The following is a 17367-nucleotide window of genomic DNA, read 5'->3' as shown; positions in this document are numbered from 1 at the left end:
GCGCCGCCACGGGCCTCCGGTCCTGCGTTCTGCGGCGATCCGGGCCCCGCGCGCGCCCGGCAGGGACGCCGCCGGTTACGGTGTCCGGGTGCACGGACAACGGTCGTCGGACAGTGACACGGCGGCGGAGCCGGTCGTGCTCGTCGCGGCCGACCCGCGCCGGAGGACCGGCCGGACGCCCTGGCGGCTCGTCCTGGTCGGCGTCGTGCTCGCCGCGGTCGTCGGCGGCGCCGCGGTCGCGACCGCCGGCACCCTGGTGGCGCAGCGCATCGCGGAGTCGTTCGCCGTCCGTGACGCGACCAGCGACACCGCGGCGCTCGCACGGGTCGTGGTCGAACCCGCACTGCTCGACGCGGTCGCCGACCCGTCCCGGTCCGCCGTCGACCGGAACGCCGCACGGACGCGCCTGGACGACGCGGTGGCCGGTGAGCTGCGCGCCGGATCGGCGGTCCGGATGAAGCTCTGGGCGGCCGACGGCACGGTGCTCTGGTCGGACGAACGTCGACTGGTCGGCGAGCGCTTCCCGCTGTCCGACGAGGACCAGGAGGCGCTGGAGTCGGACCGCTCCGACGCCGAGGTGTCCGACCTGACCGAGCCGGAGAACCGCTACGAGCGCGGGCACGGGCCGCTGCTCGAGGCGTACCAGGCGGTGCACACGCCGTCCGGCGAGGCGCTGCTGTTCGAGGCGTACCAGCCGTACGACCAGGTGCTCGCGCGCGCCGCGGACCTGCGACGGTCGTTCGCCGTCCTGGCGTTCGGCACGGTGGCGGTGGTGCTCGCGCTCCTGGTGCCGCTACTGCTCGGGTTGCTGCTGCGGATCCGTTCCGGGCAGCGCCTGCGGGAGCGGCTGCTCGGTCGCGCGCTCGACGCCGAGGCCGCGGAACGCCGACGGATGGCCGCCGAACTGCACGACGGACCGGTGCAGGACGTCGCCGGACTCGCACTGTCCCTCGGTGCCGATCCCGCCACGCGCGACGCCGCCACCGTGCTCCGGGGTGCGGTGTCGTCGCTGCGGACCTCGATGGCGACGATCCGGCCGGCGGCTCCGACGCCCGAGGGACTCGGTGCCGCCCTCGACGACGCCTGTGCCCGCGCGCGTGCAGCGGGGCTCGCGACCACCGTGCGGGTGCCGGACGCCGTCGACGCGTCCCCCGCCGCGCTGCTCGCGGTCGTGCGCTTCGTCCGTGAGGCCGTCTGGAACGTCGTCAAGCACGCCGAAGCGACCCGGGTGGACGTCACGGTCACGCCGGCCGGCGGCTCGGTCCGGGTGGTCGTGCACGACGACGGGGCGGGCTTCGACCCCGCCGTGGTCGTCGAGGGCGGCCGCACCGGACACCTCGGCACGACCCTGCTGCGCGAGGTCGCCGAGGACACCGGCGGGTCCCTGCTGCTCCGGACCGCTCCGGGTGCCGGCACCACCTGGGACCTCGAGGTCCCCGTCGACGCGGAGGCCCTGCGGTGAGGGTCCTGCTGGTCGACGACCACGCGCTGGTCCGGAGCGGGCTGCGCGCGGTGCTCGCGACGACCGACGACTGCGAGGTCGTCGGCGAGGCGGCCACCGGCGAAGCGGCGGTGGCGCTCGTGCCGACGCTGCGGCCCGACGTCGTCGTGATGGACCTGTCGATGCCCGGTGCCGGCGGTGTGGAGGCGACCAGGCAGGTGCGGGCGCTCCTGCCGTCGGTCCGGGTCCTCGTCGTCACGACGTTCTCGGACGACCACCGGGTGCGCGCCGCGTTGGCAGCCGGCGCCACGGGCTACCTGCTCAAGGACGCCGCGCCCGACGACGTGGTCGCGGCGGTCCGTGCCGCAGCGCGCGACGAGACGCCGATCGACCCCCGGGTGGCCCGGGCGCTCCTGCCCGGAGCAGCCGCCGGAGCCGCCGCGGACCGTAGCCCGGAGCTCCCGCCCCGGGAACGGGACGTGCTCGTCCGCATCGCCCGGGGCATGTCGAACCGGCAGATCGGCACGGAGCTCGGCATCGCGGAGCGCACCGTGAAGGTGCACGTCGGGTCACTGTTCCGGCGGATCGGCGTCGCGGACCGCACGAGCGCCGCCCTGTGGGCGCGCGACCACGGCTGGTGACCGTGCCCTGCTGCACGCTGCTGACCGGGTACTAGTACCAAGGTCCGATGGTGCGGAGTCGGGCTGGCGGCGACGATCGTCGTACCGGCCAGACAGGCCCACCAGGAGGCACCCATGCACACCCAGCGCTCACGCAGGATCGGCAGCGGCATCGTCGCCGCGATCGCCCTCGGCACCGTCGCCGCCGCTGCCCTCGTCGGGGTCTCCCCCGCGAACGCGTCCGGCAAGACCTCGACCGGTGGCGACTACGCCGTCACCGTGAACGGGGTCACGACCAACCCCGCCCAGGGCAAGGAGCTCAAGGTGCGCGACACCGCGGTCGCCGGCACGATCGCGGTACGGGGCAAGCACAACGGCTTCGACATCCGGATCGCCGACCTCGGCGTGTACGACTACACGCTGACCGGCGCTGCCGACACCCAGCGGATGGTGACGAAGCCGACCGTGGTGTTCGCGTCGAAGGTCCCGTCGCTCACCGCCGCGCAGCTCGCCAGCACGAAGCTCTCGTCGCTCGAGGTCAAGGACGACACCCTCGTCGCGATCTTCTCGACGGGGGCCGGGAAGCTCAAGGTCCAGGCGAAGGACGGCGCCCAGGGCGGCATCTTCCAGATGGAGACCGAGTTCGCGGGGCCGGTGACGTTCACCCACACCCTCGGGGCGGGCCTGTTCTACTTCACGAACCCGTACACGGGCAAGATCAACTTCGGCGACGGCACCGCCGCGGTGTCCGCGGGCAGCGGCGCCCACCAGATGCTCCTCGGCAAGGACAGCCCGCAGGTCGCCACGAAGACCTCGCAGACCACGACCACCACCACGTGGACGGTCCAGCCCGGCGGGCGTCTGGGCGGGGTGCTCGGCGAGGACGCCGTCGAACTGTCGCAGGGTGCGACGAACTGCACCAGCGACTGCCAGGCGCAGAACCAGATCCGCGGGTCGCTCCCGGTCCCGCCGGACCCCGTGGACCCCACGCCGCTGGGCGGCACGCGGATCGCGTGACCGGCTGCCTCGCTTCGTGAGCAGGAATGGTCGGGTCCGCACGTCGGACCCGACCATTCCTGCTCACCATCCGTGCGCGCGGTCAGCGCGGGATGACGGAGAACAGGAACTTCTTGCGGACCATGTACCAGGCCAGCAGGATCAGCGCGGTGTGCACCACGAACCCGATCCAGAAGTCGCCCCACGGCACACCGGGGATCGACGCGATCGCCAGGGCGAAGAACACCTGCCAGACGAACACGTACAGGCTCGCCTGCCCGAGCGGGATCCAGAGCCAGCCGATGGCGGCGGCGATGGGCTTCCAGAACACGGTGAGGATCGCGTAGGACACGATCGCGAAGAACGCGATGTCCACCAGGCGGCCCCACTGCAGGTCCACCCGCTGGTACGCCGTGTTGTACAGGGACTCGTACATCGTCGCCGGGAACGGCACCGGGGTGAACCCGAAGTGGTCGCCGGCCCACACGTAGACCAGGAACGCCGCGTACCCGCCGACGGCCACGCCGACCAGGACCTTCCCGAGACGCCCCGTGAGCGCGCCGACGATCTGCCGCCGGTAGTACCCGAGCACGAGCCCGTGGGTGAACACCACCTGCCAGGTGAACAGGGGGAACACCGCCTCGAACTGCGAGTTCAGCGGACGGAAGTCGGGGTTGAGCGCCTGGAACACGTACAGCGCCCAGCTGGCGGCGAGGACCACCCACCAGAACCCGCGGCGGATCACCCAGATCAACGCCGGGATGAACAGGCTCAGCACCACGAACAGGCCCATGATGTTGAACGGCCACGGTCCCATCTCGAGCAGCAGGAACTGCCGGATCGCGTACCAGGGCGGCGGGTAGGCGAGCAGCTGCATCGCGTTCGGGTACAGGTCGTAGACCCGGCCCTCGGCATCGACACCGCCGGTGCCCGTGCCGCGGTCGGTGAACGTGGTGATGGCGTCGGTGTTCAGGAACGGGACGAAGCTCAGCGCGAAGACCACCAGGATCACCACGAGCGTGACGACGTACTGCTTGCGCGCGCGCTTCCACGCCCCGATCGCGGCCGCCCACTCGCCGAACTTCTTCACGGCGAACGGGTACGTCATGCCGAGGACCATGCCGGACAGGAACACGAACATCTCGGCGCCGGTGATCGCACCGACGGCGTGCAGCGTGAGGTACGAGTACGGTCCGCCGATCTCGATGTGGGTGATCACCACGGCGAGGATGATGAACCCGCGGAACAGGTCGAGCCGCAGGTCACGGCCGGGCTTGCCGTCGTCGGGGTAGCGCCAGCTCGGCAGCAGCCGACCGAACACCCCGCTCAGCAGGAACACGACCGCCAGACCGGCGGCCAGCCAGACGATCCACGCCATCTGGTCGCCGCCGGTCTCGTACTCCTGCGAGATCGCGGCGTTGCCCTGCTGCACGGTCACGCGGTCGGTGACCGGGCCGAAGGCGAAGTCGCCGGACCGCTCGAGGTCGGCGCGGAAGGACTCCGCGACGTCCGGGTCCGCGGTGAGCCGCCAGTCGGCCACGCGGTTGCCGGCCTCGGGCTCGCGTCGCTCCGCCTCGAGCACGGTCATGCCCCGGATCAGCGGGCGCTCCTGCACGGCGGCGAGCACCTGCCGCCACCAGCTCCGCTTGACCTGGAGCTCGGCGTCGCCCTGCAGCTCGCGGTTGTACAGGGCACCGGTGTCGAGCAGCATCGGACGGTCGTCGGCCACCGCGAACCGGTCGTAGAACGTGCCCGACTGCGGCTGGTCGTAGCCCCAGTCCTCGTCGAACCGCGACTCGACCTCACCGCTGCGAGTGAGCGGCACGGCGCGACCTGCGGCCTCGGTCGGGTCGCCCTTGCCGTACGAGAACATCGAGAGCCCGACCCAGTCGACGGCCTCGGCGCCCGGCCAGTACGGCCCGTACGGGTCGTCGGCACCGGTGAGCTGTCCGTCGCCGTTCGTGTCCGCCTTCGCGACGTCGACCGGGGACAGGTTCCGCAGCCGCCCGGCGGACTCGCCGAACGGGTAGCCGGCACCGTACCCAGGCGACCAGACCATGAGCGCGTCCGACGTGCCCGCGTGCACGGCCGTGCCGAGCGCCCGGAACGCCCGGACGAACTCCGTCGGCTGCTGGCCCCAGCGGACCCACGTGCCGTTCATCTGCGGTGCGAACCGGACGAGTACCTGGGTGTCGTACTGGTCGTGCAGGTCCTCGAACACGGTGTTGACGGCGCGGGTGTCCGCGGTGTCGAGCGACCGCAGTTCGCGGTCGGGTTCGAGGCTCACGACGAGCACCGCACCCTGGGTCGCCGCCGCACGCGCCGAGCGGAGGAGTTCCTGCTTCGCCGTGCGGTCGAGCGGGTAGTCGACGGAGACCCCGTACATCGACGGCGTCGCGCCGAGCCGTCCCTCGTACCCTTCGGGCGAATCGCTGGCCCAGTCGAGGTCGGGGCCGAACCACGTCGTCCCCTCGGCCGGCTGCACGGCGGCGGCGGTCTGCACGGACGCCGCGGACGCCGGCAGCGCACCACCGAGCAGGAGCGTGGCGATCGTGACGAGGAGGGCGACCGCACGGACCACCGGCTGCTTCACCGGTCGCACGCAAGCGTCCAGACGTTGTGGCCGGGCTCGTGCCGGTGCTCGAGGCGGTCGAGCGCGGCGATGGCGAGGGCGAGACCGCGCCCGCTCTCCTGCTCGACGTCGGCCATGGTGACGGCACTCAGGTCGATGTCGACGGGCATCCCGTTGTCGGTCAGCACCGCGGTCAGGGCCTGGTCGGTGGCCTCGAGGTGCACCGTGTACCGGCGCCCGGTCCCCCGGTCGGCGCGGACGGTGTGCTCGACGATGTTCGCGGCGACCTCGGCCAACGCGGTCTCGAGTGCGAACCGGAGCCGCACGTCGTCGATGCCCAGGCCGTCCCACCACGCGGCGAAGCGGTCCTGCACCTCGTCGAGGGAGTCGGGCGTCGCGGCGACCTCGAACGTGGTCTCGGTGCTCACAGGGGTCCTCCGGCGGTGCTCGACTCGTGTTCGGACTGGGCTGGGGTGGCCGGGCCGCGGTACCGGACGGCCCGGATCACGATGCTGAAGATGAACAGGTCGAAGACGACCCACGCGGTGTTCACGAGCGGTGCGATCCCCTCGGCCTGGCCGGTCAGGTAGCGGATGCCGATCATGACCAGGGCGGCGACCAGGGCACCCATGGCGTACAGCTGCGGCTTGACCAGGTCCCACCGCGGCTTCTGCTCGGTTTCATCGCGCACCTTCGGGGTGACGCGGAACCCGAGCGGCTTGCCCCGGTAGACGTTCTGGAACGCGCTGGTCACCGACTCGATCCAGACCGGGAACAGGGCGAGCGAGTACTGCTGCCCGCGCCAGGTCGGTCTGCCGGCGGCCACCACCCAGAACAGCAGCTGGTTGAACACCAGGAACGGGATGAGCCGGGCGAAGAAGTCGACGCTGTAGGCCTGCACCGGGATGACCCCGAACGACAGGCAGAGCACCGGGGCGGCGATGTAGACGATCGCGGCGAACCCCGACAGGTAGCTCCACATCGTCGAGAAGTACATGAGCCGCTGCCCCCACGACAGCCCCTTCTGCATCAGGGGGTTCTCGCGGAAGAACACCTGCATGGTGCCCTGCGCCCAGCGGAGTCGCTGCACGAGCATCGTCGGCAGGTCCTCGGGGGCCAGGCCCTTCGCCAGGATCTCGTCGTGGTACGCCGACTTCCAGCCGAGGCCGTGCAGGCGCATCGCCGTGGCCATGTCCTCGGTCACCGAGATCGTCGCCAGCGGCATGATCGGCTGCGCCTCGTCGTCGCGGTTGACGTCGAGGGCACGGGCGAGCACCGCGATGGACTCGATGGCGGCGACCGGTGAAGCCTCGCGCCGGCCGAGCACGTCGAGCGCGGCGTCGTCGAGACCGGCGAAGGTGTTGGCGTCGGTCGACATCGCCGCGAGCTCCTGCAGGTCGTTCCGCACGGACTCGAGGTCGGCGGCGGCGAACCGGAAGGCGATGGCGTCGATCCCCCGCTGGAACGCGTACGTCACGTCACCGAGGGGTTCACCGGCGCGGACCTGTTCGCGCGCCTGGTCCACCACGGCCTCGGCGTCGTCGAGGGCGGCGAGCACGCGCGGGTCGGTCTCGGTCTCACGGGAGCGGGCGAGGAGCTTGCGCGAGGTGGCGAGGGTGCGCTGCACGGACGCCTCGACCTCGGCCACGTAGCGCGAGATGCCGAGCTGCATGAGCGCTTCGCGTCGCAGGATGGCGTTCGACCCGCAGAAGAACGCGGCGTTCCAGCCGTCCTTCGACTGCTGGATCGGACCGTAGAACAGCGGCGCCTGGCTGCCGAGGGGGTCGTCGTCCGGCACGTTCTCGAACCACTGCGGCGTCTGGACGAGCGCCATCTTCGGGTCCTTGAAGTAGCCGAGGGTGCGGTCGAGGATCGCCGGGTCGGGCACCTGGTCGGCGTCGAGGATGAGCAGGAACTCGCCCTGGGTCGCGAGCAGGGCGTTGTTGAGGTTGCCGGCCTTGGCGTGCCGGGGTCGGTCCACCCAGTCGGCACCGCGGGTGATGACGCCGATGCCGAGCGCGTCGGCCGCCGCACGCATCTCGGGGCGGTTGCCGTCGTCGAGGATCCAGGTGGTGTGCGGGTGCGTGATCGCCTTCGCCGCCCGGGCGGTGCGCTCGACCAGGTCGATCGGCTCGTTGTAGGTCGTGATGAAGACGTCGACGGTGACGTCGGTGGACGGCTTCGCCGGTGGTTCGCCGCGCTCCCGGAGCCGCCAGGCCCCGAGGGCGAAGAGCAGGGAGTCGATGACGCTGTAGGTCTCGGCGAGGATCAGCGGCACCGCGATCCACCACGAGTGCCAGTTCACCGAGGCCGCCCAGCGCCACACGATGTAGTTCACCCCGGCGAGGGACGCCAGGAGCGCCACCGTCCGCACGGCCACCAGGCGTCGGCGGGCGGTGCCGGTGCTCAGGCGGCGGCGGTCCTGTCGGCTGACGTCGAGCGCGGTCACCGGGTCTCCCCGTCCGCGGCGTCGCCGGACGTGCTGCGTCGCAAGCGTTCCTCCTGATCCCAGCGCGAGCCCCGGCCGCGTCGCACACGCCCGAGTGTGGTTCCGTCCGGCAGGTGCCCCGAGGGCACCGTGCCGGTCGTCCGCTCCGGTCATCGGGCACGACCTCGGCGTGACGACCTGTCTACCGCACGGGCGGGGCCTCTGTCAGGCTGCGCACCCGATCTGGGGACAGCACGCGCGTCAGAACGTTGCGGTGAACCCCAGGTCATCCGCCAGACGCACGATGACCTGGTCGAAGTAGGCGGCCGGGTCGGACACGGAACCGACGAAGTGCCCGAAGAGCTCGAACGAGATCGTCCCGAACACCGTCGTCCAGGCCATCAGGGTGCGGACCAGGACCTCGTCGGGCAGGGTGATGCCGAACGAGCGCAGGGTGGCGACCCCGTCCGCGACGGCGGGACCGGCCACCCCGGGAGCCGCCGGAGGAGCGGTGGGTGATCCGGGCCTCCCGGCCGCCCCCGGCGTCGACGTGACGGACGAGCCCGCCGCACCGGACGCACCAGGAGCACCGGACGTACCGGGCGCGCCGGACCCGACGGCGTCCGCGACCACGTGCACCAGCGCCAGCGTCGTCCGCGTCGCGGGCACGACGGTCTCGCGCGGCGCCGCGTAACCGGGCACGGGCGAACCGAACAGCAGCGCGAAGTCCCCCGGGTGCGCGATCGACCAGTCGCGGATCGCCCGGCACATCGCGACCCAGCGTGCACCGGGAGCCGGTCCGGCCGCGGCACCGGCGGCCTCGACCGCGGAGCCGAGTTCGTCGTAGTCGGTGATGAGCAGGGCAGTCAGCAGGTCATCGCGGCTCGGGAAGTACCGGTACACGGCCGACGAGACCATCCCGACGTCACGGGCGACGGCACGCAGGCTGAGGGCGGCCGGACCCTCGTCGGTCAGGCGGGTGCGTGCCGCGGCCAGGATGTCCGCGGTGACCGTCTGCCGTGCGAGTGCTCGGGCGGTGGGTGCCATCCGACGATCCTGGCACGGGAGAGCAGCGCACACAAAGGAGAGCACTGCTCTTGCTTTCACGTCGACGAACCGTCATGCTCGTTTTCGAGAGCGGTGCTCTCGTAACCAGGAAGCAGGAGACCATGACCCACCACCTCATCGTCGGCGCCGGCCCCGTCGGCCGGCACGTCGCGGAGCTGTTGACCGTCCGGGGCGACCGCGTCACCGTCGTCTCCCGCTCCGGTCGCAGTACGGGCATCGCCGGTGTCGAGCACCTCGCGCTCGACGCCTCCGATGCCGACGCCCTCTCCCGCGCCACCGAGGGAGCAGCCATCCTCTACAACTGCGCGAACCCCGGCGACTACACGCAGTGGGAGCGCACCTGGCCCCCGCTCGCCGCAGCACTGCTCACGGCGGCCGAACGCACCCGGGCGACCTACGCCATCACCGGGAACCTGTACCCGTACGGCCCGGTCGACGGGCCGATGCACGAGGGACTGCCGGACGCCGCCACAGACCACAAGGGGGTGCTCCGGGCGACGCTGTGGGCGGATGCCCTCGCCGCGCACGACGCCGGCCGTGTCCGGGCCGTCGAGGTCCGCGCCTCGGACTACCTCGGCCCCGGGATCGGTGCCAACGGCCACGTGACGCGTGTGCTCCCGGCCGCGCTCCGGGGCCGTGCGGTGGCGATGGTCGGGCGCACCGACCTGCCGCACACCTTCACGGACGTGCTCGACGTCGCTCGGACGTTGATCGCCGCTGCCGAGGACGAGAGCGCCCACGGCCGCACGTGGATGGTGCCGAGCAACGCGCCGCGGACGCAGCGCCAGGCCCTCACCGACGTCCTCGCGGCGGCGGGGAAGCCCGCTGTGCCGGTGCGCCGGATGCCCGCGGCCCTGTTCCGCGTCGGCGGGCTCGTGTCGCCGATGATGCGCGAGCTGGCCGATCTGACCTACCAGTGGACCGCGCCGTACGTGGTCGACGACCGCGAGAGCCGGGCACACTTCGGCATCGAACCGACCCCGTGGGACGAGGTGTGCCGCCGGACGGCCGCCGGCGCGGCCTGAACCACCGCCGCCGACACCGCCGCCACCCGCTGCCACCCGACGCAGCCCGAACAACCACCACCGCCACAACCCGCCGCCGCCGCCACACACGGAAGGGGGTGGGACGCGCCGTTGCGTCCCACCCCCTTCCGCCTCGCACCGCCGGTCAGATCACCAGCAGCCTCGAGTACTGCGCCGCGTCGAGCTGCTGCGCAGCTCCACCCGCAGCGGGGACCTTCCACAGCCCGACCGAGGGGCCGCTGTCGACGGAGACGAACACGTCCCCGCCGGCCGAGACGGCACCCAGGTGCTCGCCACGGGACCCGGCAGTCAGCCCGGTCACCGGCACGGTCGACGTCCCGCCGCTGCCCACCACGAGCTTGTCCGGGATGCCGCGGTCGATCGTGCACCCGCCCGGCCGGTACTCCGACGGGGCGGGGCAGAACTGCGCCGACTGCAGGAGCGAGAAGCCGTCGGCGTTCGCGGCGGCGTACTCGAACGCGTACCGCGGTTCGATCTGCGTCAGTTGGGTCGCCCCGGGCTTGAGCTGGTACCAGACCCACGACCCGGCGCCACCGGTCGATCGGATGTCGACGTAGACGTTGCCGTGCGAGTCGGCGAGCACGCCGGCGGGGTAGCCGACGATCGTGCCGGTCGGCCCGATGAACGTGCGGGGCGCGATGCCGGTGCCCTTGACGTACGGCTGGCTGACGGTTCCGCCGAGCACGACGACCTTGCCGTCCGGGGTGACGGTCCAGAAACGCTGATCGCTCCCGACGGCCTTGCCACCCAGGTCCAGCACGACCTTCGGGGCCGAGGCGCCGACGGACAGCTTCTGCACCGCACCGGTCACCGAGTCCACCCAGTACAGGTTGCCCTCGGCGTCGGAGCGCAGGTCCGGGGTCAGGTGCAGGCCGGACGCGATGATCGAGACCCCGCTGCCGTCGGCCGGGTCCCGCAGGATCTCGGTGCCGTCCGCCGACGGGGTGAACACGTCACCGTCGGCGTTCGCGGTGAAGCCCTCGCCGTCCGTCGCGACGACGGTCTTCGCACCGCTGCCGGAGTCCGCGAACCGCACGACGGCACCGTTGCCGTCGAGCGCGAACAGCGACTGCGTCGTCTCCGGCTCGGGCACCGACGGTGACGTCCAACGCAGCGTGATCGTGCGGCCGGTCCCCCGGTGGCCGAGGGCACGCACCGAGAAGCGGTACGTGGTCGCGGGCGAGAGCTCGTCGAAGCGGTCGGAGCGGGCGCGCGGGTGGAGTCGGTCGACCTGGCGGTCGTGGCGGTTCGCGACGGCGGCGACGGCGACCTTCCAGCCCGTCACCTTCGCGCCGTGCTCCGGGCCGCGCCACGTCAGCGTGGCACTGTCCGCGTCGCCGGTGACGCGGACGGCGGTCGGCGCGCCCGGCACCGACGACCAGGAGGTGTGCGCCGTCGCCGGCACCGCGCCTCCGAAGACGAGCGCCGCGGCGGCGACCGCGGTGATGAGTGCTCGGTACACGATGGTTCCCCTGCCTTCCCCGCGGCTCCCTGCGTCACGGCTCCACGTATCACAGCACCGCGCTGACCCCAGGGGAACGCTTGCGGGTCGGATCTGCGGTTCCCCGCACCGCAAGATGCCGCATGGCCGGACCGGCAGACGCCGTCGTGTTCCCGAGACGCCGCCGAATCCGACGGCGTCTCGCCGACTCGGCGGCGTGGAGCCGACACGACGGCGTCTCGCGGGCACGGGACCCGCACCGACGACGGACGGGAGGCCCGGTGCCAGCTGGCACCGGGCCTCCCGTCAGAAAGGGGGTCGCGTCTCGGACGCGGCGCGTCTCAGTAGCGCGGCTTGCGCTCCGGACGGTCGTCGCGGTCGTCGCGGCGGCCACCACCACGGCGGTCCGCACGGATCTCGATGAGCTTGCCGCTGATCCGGGTGTCGGTCAGGCGGTCGAGCACACCGGGGTCCATGTCGGCCGGCAGTTCGACGATCGAGAAGTCCGGTCGGATCTGGATCGCACCGAAGTCGTCACGGCGCAGGCCGCCCTCGTTGGCCAGGGCACCGACGATCTGGCGCGGCTCGACGCGGTGACGACGGCCGACCTCGATGCGGTACGGGGACATCGGCTGCGAACGGCGCGGGCCACGGTCGCCGCGGTCACCACGGTCGCGGTCGCCACCACGGTCGCCGCGGTCGTTGCGGCCGCCACGGTCGTCGCGGGCACCACGCTCGTCGCGCTCGCTGCGACGGGCGTCGCGCTCCATCTGGCTGCGGAGTGCGTCGTCGGCTGCGGTGAGGAGCAGCGGCGAGTCGCCCTGCGCCACGACGGCCAGGGCGGCGGCGACGTCGTCCGAGGGGACGTCGTGGTGCTCGACGTAGTGCGCGATGACGTCGCGGAAGGCCGCGATCCGGCCCTGGTCCTCGAGCGCCGCGGTGATCGCGTCGTCGAAGCGGGTCAGGCGCGTCTCGTTGACGTCGTCGATGGTCGGCAGCTGCATCTGCGTGAGCGGCTGCTTGGTGTGGCGCTCGATCGCGGACAGCAGGCGACGCTCACGCGGGGTGACGAAGCTGATCGAGTCACCCGAACGACCGGCGCGGCCGGTACGACCGATGCGGTGCACGTAGGACTCGATGTCGACCGGGATGTCGAAGTTCACGACGTGCGTGATGCGGTCGACGTCGAGGCCACGGGCGGCGACGTCGGTGGCGACCAGGATGTCGAGCTTGCCCGACTTCAGCTGGTTGACCGTGCGCTCACGCTGGGCCTGGGCGACGTCACCACTGATTGCGGCGGCGGCGTACCCGCGGGCACGGAGCTTCTCGGCCAGGGTCTCGGTCTCGCTCTTGGTGCGGACGAAGATGATCATGCCCTCGAAGTCCTCGACCTCGAGGATGCGGGTGAGCGCGTCGACCTTCTGCGGGTACGAGACCATCAGGTAGCGCTGCGTGATGTTCGCGGCGGTCTTCGTCTTGGTCTTGACGGTGATCTCGGCCGGGTCGGTCAGGTATTGCTGCGAGATGCGGCGGATCTGCGCGGGCATGGTCGCCGAGAAGAGCGCGACCTGCTTGTCGTCCGGGGTGTCGGCGAGGATCGTCTCGACGTCCTCGGCGAAGCCCATCTTGAGCATCTCGTCGGCCTCGTCGAGCACCAGGTACTTCAGCTCGGACAGGTCGAGCGTGCCCTTCGCCAGGTGGTCCATGATGCGGCCGGGGGTGCCGACGATGACGTCGACGCCGCGGCGCAGGGCGGAGAGCTGCACGCCGTACGCCTGGCCGCCGTAGACCGGCAGGACGTGGACGTTCTTCATGTGGGACGCGAACTGCTCGAACGCCTCGCACACCTGCAGGGCGAGCTCGCGCGTCGGGGACAGCACGAGCGCCTGGGGCTTCTTGCTGCCGGACTCCATGCGGGACAGGATCGGCAGCGCGAAGGCCGCGGTCTTGCCGGTACCGGTCTGCGCCAGGCCGACGACGTCGCGCCCGGCGAGGAGCGTGGGGATGGTGGCTTCCTGGATGGCGGAAGGGGTCTCGTAACCGATGTCCTTGACGGCCTTGAGCACAGCGTCGCTCAGGCCGAGATCGGCGAACGTCACCACGGGCCCGTCGTCGAGGGTCTCAGTGGTGGGGGTGGTGTCCGTGCTCATACCACCAACGGTATCTCGAATGCGCGCTCCGCAGGGACGGGAGGCCCGTGGCGGCGCCGCCACGGGCCTCCCGTCCGCCGTGTTGGTCACGTCAGGAGCGCGTGGTGCCGATCCCCAGGACCGCGTCCGCCCGGTCGTTCAGTCGCGTCAGCATCTCGGCGAGCGAGCGCAGCTCGTCCGAGGCGAACTCCTCCGTCAGGTCGTCGAACACCTCGGCTCCGGCGGCGTCCAGCTCGTCGAGCAGCCGTCGGCCGGCGGGCGCGAGCGTGACGAGCGTGGCGCGGCCGTCCGCGGGGTCCGGCGACCCGATCAGGTGCTCGGCCTCGATCAGCGAGGCGACCCGGCGGCTGATCACCGGCCGCGACAGCCCCGTCGCGTCGGCGATCGCGGTCGCCCGGACGGGGCCGTGCCCGGCGACGGCGCGCAGGATCACGCGGGCCGTCGGGTCGAGGCCGCCGCGGGACTCGATGAGCGAGGAGCGCAGGGTCTGCCGGACCCACAGCCGGTCGAGCTGGGATCGCAGGAGTCGCTCGGCGGTACGCCGGTCGTCGGTCACGCGCTCAGCGTAGCGGGCACATTTAGTTGCTTGCCGGAAGCAACAGATGTATCGTTGCGCGGTCTGCAAAGTTTCACAGCCAGAAAAAGGAGTTCGATGACCGCCACCGCACCCGTCCCGGTGCAGCACGGCCGGCACACCGCCGAGGCCCCCGCGGCCTCCGGAGGCGCCGGCCAGCAGCCGCTGATGACCCACCGTCAGATCCTCCTGGTGATCTACGGCCTGATGGCGGGCATGTTCCTGTCCTCGCTCGGCCAGACGGTGTTCGGCACGGCGATCCGCACGATCGGCGACGACCTGCACGGGCTCGACCAGCAGGCCTGGGTGACGACCGCGTACCTCATCACCTCGACGATCGCGACGCCGATCTACGGCAAGCTGTCCGACATCTTCGGCCGCCGCCCGCTGTACATCTTCGGCATCGTCGTCTTCATCCTCGGCGCCGTCCTGTCGTCGATGTCCACCTCGATGCTCATGCTCGCCGCCTTCCGTGCGGTGCAGGGCATCGGTGCCGGCGCGCTGATGTCGCTGCCGCTCGCGATCATGGGCGACATCCTCGCCCCGCGTGAGCGCGCCAAGTACCAGGGGTACTTCCTCGCCGTCTTCGGCATCTCGTCCGTGATCGGCCCGCTCATCGGCGGTCTGCTCGCCGGTTCCTCCGAGATCCTGTGGATCACGGGCTGGCGCTGGGTGCTCCTGATCAACGTGCCGATCGGTGTCGCGGCGCTCCTCATGGTCATCGTGTTCCTGCACCTGCCGAAGGTGCACGGCGCCGGCGACGCGAAGCCGAAGGTCGACTGGTGGGGCGCGACCGCCGTCATCGTCACCCTCGTGCCGCTCCTGCTCGTCGCCGAACAGGGCCGCATCTGGGGCTGGGGCTCCCCCGCCGCCATCGCCTGCTACGTCGTCGGTGTCGTCGGCCTGATCGGTCTGCTGCTCATCGAGTCGAAGATGGGCGACGCGGCGATCATCCCGCTCAAGCTGTTCCGCTCGGGCACGTTCTCGATGGCGACCGTCATCGGGTTCCTGGTCGGCTTCGCGATGTTCGGCGCGATGCTCACCATCCCGCTCTACCTGCAGATCGTCGTCGGACTGACCCCGACCGAGTCCGGTTTCGCGACCCTGCCGCTCGTCGGCGGTCTCATGATCGCCTCGATCACGAGCGGTCAGATCGTCGCCCGCGTCGGCCGGTACCGGATCTTCCCGGTCATCGGCACCGCGCTCGTCTCCGCCGGCTACGTCGTCCTGACCTTCATGTCGATCGACAAGCCGCTCTGGTTCCTGATGATCGGCATGTTCCTCATCGGTCTCGGCCTCGGCTCGGTCATGCAGTCGCTGACCCTGGCGTCGCAGGGCTCCGTCGAGGCCCGTGACATGGGCGTCGCCACGTCGTCCGCCACGTTCTTCCGCCAGATCGGTGGCACGCTCGGCACCGCCGTCCTGCTGTCCATCCTGTTCTCGGTGATGCCGGCGAACATCCTGACCGCGACCGCGAACCAGAAGGACCTCGGTCCGGCACTCGACGCCGCGCTCAACCCGACCGTCGCCAGCGCGAAGGCGAACCAGGGCGCCATGGACAAGATCTGGACGCCCGTCGTCACCCCGCTGACGAAGACCGTGCAGTCGCAGCTCGACGCCGCCTCGGCGAAGGCGAAGCAGGCCGCCGACGCCGCGGTCACCGAGCAGGTCACCGCGGCCGTGCAGCAGCAGGTCACCGCCGGTGCCGTGCCCGCCGCAGCAGCGCAGACCGTCATCGACCAGCAGGTCGCCGCGGCCACGCCGGCCGCCGAGCAGTCCGCCCTCGAGCAGGTCGCCGACCGGGCGCACGCCAGCGTGCAGGGCGACACCGTGTCCGTCGACTGGGCGGACGCCGACCAGCGCTCCTACTGGGTCGACGAGCTCACCCCGGAGCTGGCGAAGAAGATCGACGACGGCAACACCACGAGCGACAGCGCCACCAGCACGAACGACACCTCGTTCCTGACCGGTGCCGACAGCCGCCTGACCCGGCCGTTCATGGCGGGCTTCAACGCCTCGTCCGTGACGATCTACTGGGTCGGTCTCGGCGTCATCCTGCTCGCGTTCGTGCTGACCTGGTTCTTCCGGGTGCCGCCGCTGCGCCAGCGTTCCGCGCTGCAGGAGCAGGCCGACATGTCCGCCGAGGCGCAGCTCGAGGCCGAGGCGGGCGCCGCCGCAGCCGAGGCCGGCTCGTTCACGGGCCCGATGACCGGGTCCGTGCCGACCGGATCCACGCCGACGCACCGTCGGTGACCGACCGGGGCGTCCGTCCGTGCCCCCTTTCCGGGCGGGCGCCCCTCCCACACACCGCAAACCACCAGGAGTCCACGTGATCACCACCCCGGCAGCGGCTGCGGCAACGGAGCCGTGCACGCTGCGTGAACGGAAGAAGCAGCAGACCCGGCAGGCACTGCACGACGCAGCGCTCACGCTGGTGTCCGCGCACGGGCTCGACGGCGTCACGGTCGAGCAGATCTGCGCCGACGCCGACGTCTCCCCCCGCACCTTCTTCAACTACTTCTCGTCGAAGGCGCACGCGGCGCTCGGGCTCGACTCGGTCGAGGTCCCGGAGCGCTCAGCGGCCTGGTTCGCCGAGGCCGACGGTGCCCTGGTCGACGACCTGTGCGCCCTGGTCGCGGCCACCGTCCCGCTCTCCCAGGACCGCCGTCGCATGAAGGAGCTGCTCGTGCTCCGGCCGGAGATGTCGTCGATGGTGATGCAGTGGATGGCCGAGTCGCGCCAGTCCCTGCTCAGCGTCGTCGGCACCCGCACGGACGTGCAGACCGCCCGCACCGCGGTGACCCTGGTGATGTCGGCGCTCAGCGAGGTGGCACACCGCGAGACCGTGCGGAGCAACGACGAGCTCGCGGACCGGCTCCGTGCCGTCGTGCGCGAGATGGCGGCGCTCGTCTCCTGAGGCGGGGCCCTTCGGGCGTACCTGGTCGAATCGGGCGTACCTGGCAGGAACTTCCTGCCAGGTACGCCCGCTTCCGCTTTCCAGCGCACGCGCTCTGGGAAGGAACCGCGCGTC

At 71.6% G+C, this 17367-nt stretch carries 13 protein-coding genes; 6 read left to right on the top strand and 7 right to left on the bottom strand.

Annotated elements, in window-relative coordinates; genetic code table 11:
- Window positions 1-88 precede the first annotated feature (88 nt).
- The 3 genes from BIU91_RS09375 to BIU91_RS09365 all read left to right on the top strand — a co-directional run bounded on the left by BIU91_RS09375 (window position 89) and on the right by BIU91_RS09365 (window position 3078).
- The gene (locus BIU91_RS09375) at window positions 89-1462 is read left to right on the top strand and encodes an ATP-binding protein (protein ID WP_071405200.1); all 1374 of its coding nucleotides are present in this window, start codon (window positions 89-91) and stop codon (window positions 1460-1462) included.
- Window positions 1459-2082, top strand: coding sequence for a response regulator transcription factor (locus BIU91_RS09370; protein WP_071405199.1), 624 nt, complete (start codon window positions 1459-1461; stop codon window positions 2080-2082). Before BIU91_RS09375 ends, BIU91_RS09370 begins: the two co-directional genes overlap by 4 nt.
- Window positions 2083-2196: 114 nt before the next feature.
- Window positions 2197-3078, top strand: a complete 882-nt coding sequence (locus BIU91_RS09365) for a hypothetical protein (protein WP_139196865.1) — start codon at window positions 2197-2199, stop codon at window positions 3076-3078.
- 82 nt (window positions 3079-3160) lie between these two features.
- Here BIU91_RS09365 and opgC read toward each other — a convergent pair whose 3' ends face one another.
- From opgC to BIU91_RS09345, 4 genes are all read right to left on the bottom strand, one after another.
- Window positions 3161-5650 (bottom strand): OpgC domain-containing protein, encoded by a 2490-nt coding sequence (gene opgC / locus BIU91_RS09360; protein WP_139196864.1) that lies wholly within the window; start codon window positions 5648-5650, stop codon window positions 3161-3163.
- Window positions 5647-6057 carry an ATP-binding protein gene (locus tag BIU91_RS09355; protein WP_071405198.1) on the bottom strand — a complete coding sequence of 137 codons (411 nt, stop codon included), beginning with the start codon at window positions 6055-6057 and terminating at the stop codon, window positions 5647-5649. The genes opgC and BIU91_RS09355 overlap by 4 nt, the downstream gene beginning before the upstream one ends.
- Complete coding sequence (locus BIU91_RS09350) at window positions 6054-8009, bottom strand: glycosyltransferase (protein WP_253183724.1); 1956 nt, start codon at window positions 8007-8009, stop codon at window positions 6054-6056. The genes BIU91_RS09355 and BIU91_RS09350 overlap by 4 nt, the downstream gene beginning before the upstream one ends.
- 309 nt (window positions 8010-8318) lie before the next feature.
- A complete protein-coding gene (locus BIU91_RS09345) occupies window positions 8319-9104 on the bottom strand; it encodes a TetR/AcrR family transcriptional regulator (RefSeq protein ID WP_071405197.1) in 786 nt (261 codons plus the stop codon).
- A gap of 122 nt (window positions 9105-9226) precedes the next feature.
- Here BIU91_RS09345 and BIU91_RS09340 point away from each other — a divergent pair, with 122 nt between their 5' ends.
- Window positions 9227-10150: an NAD-dependent epimerase/dehydratase family protein gene (locus BIU91_RS09340; protein ID WP_071405196.1), complete on the top strand. Its 924-nt coding sequence runs from the start codon at window positions 9227-9229 to the stop codon at window positions 10148-10150.
- A gap of 145 nt (window positions 10151-10295) precedes the next feature.
- Here BIU91_RS09340 and BIU91_RS09335 read toward each other — a convergent pair whose 3' ends face one another.
- The 3 genes from BIU91_RS09335 to BIU91_RS18895 all read right to left on the bottom strand — a co-directional run bounded on the left by BIU91_RS09335 (window position 10296) and on the right by BIU91_RS18895 (window position 14318).
- The gene (locus BIU91_RS09335) at window positions 10296-11633 is read right to left on the bottom strand and encodes a fibronectin type III domain-containing protein (protein ID WP_071405195.1); all 1338 of its coding nucleotides are present in this window, start codon (window positions 11631-11633) and stop codon (window positions 10296-10298) included.
- A gap of 320 nt (window positions 11634-11953) precedes the next feature.
- Complete coding sequence (locus BIU91_RS09330; protein ID WP_071245939.1) at window positions 11954-13762, bottom strand: DEAD/DEAH box helicase; 1809 nt, start codon at window positions 13760-13762, stop codon at window positions 11954-11956.
- 91 nt (window positions 13763-13853) lie between these two features.
- The gene (locus BIU91_RS18895) at window positions 13854-14318 is read right to left on the bottom strand and encodes a MarR family winged helix-turn-helix transcriptional regulator (protein ID WP_071405194.1); all 465 of its coding nucleotides are present in this window, start codon (window positions 14316-14318) and stop codon (window positions 13854-13856) included.
- Between the two features lie 96 nt (window positions 14319-14414).
- Between BIU91_RS18895 and BIU91_RS09320 the strand changes: the two genes are divergently transcribed.
- Window positions 14415-16589, top strand: coding sequence for an MDR family MFS transporter (locus BIU91_RS09320; RefSeq protein WP_071405193.1), 2175 nt, complete (start codon window positions 14415-14417; stop codon window positions 16587-16589).
- A 76-nt stretch (window positions 16590-16665) separates the two neighbouring features.
- Window positions 16666-17253 (top strand): TetR/AcrR family transcriptional regulator, encoded by a 588-nt coding sequence (locus BIU91_RS09315; RefSeq protein ID WP_071405192.1) that lies wholly within the window; start codon window positions 16666-16668, stop codon window positions 17251-17253.
- Window positions 17254-17367: the final 114 nt, after the last annotated feature.

The organism is Curtobacterium sp. MMLR14_002, from assembly GCF_001864975.1.
Lineage (GTDB): Bacteria > Actinomycetota > Actinomycetes > Actinomycetales > Microbacteriaceae > Curtobacterium > Curtobacterium flaccumfaciens.
This window is presented reverse-complemented; position numbering and strand designations above follow the sequence as displayed.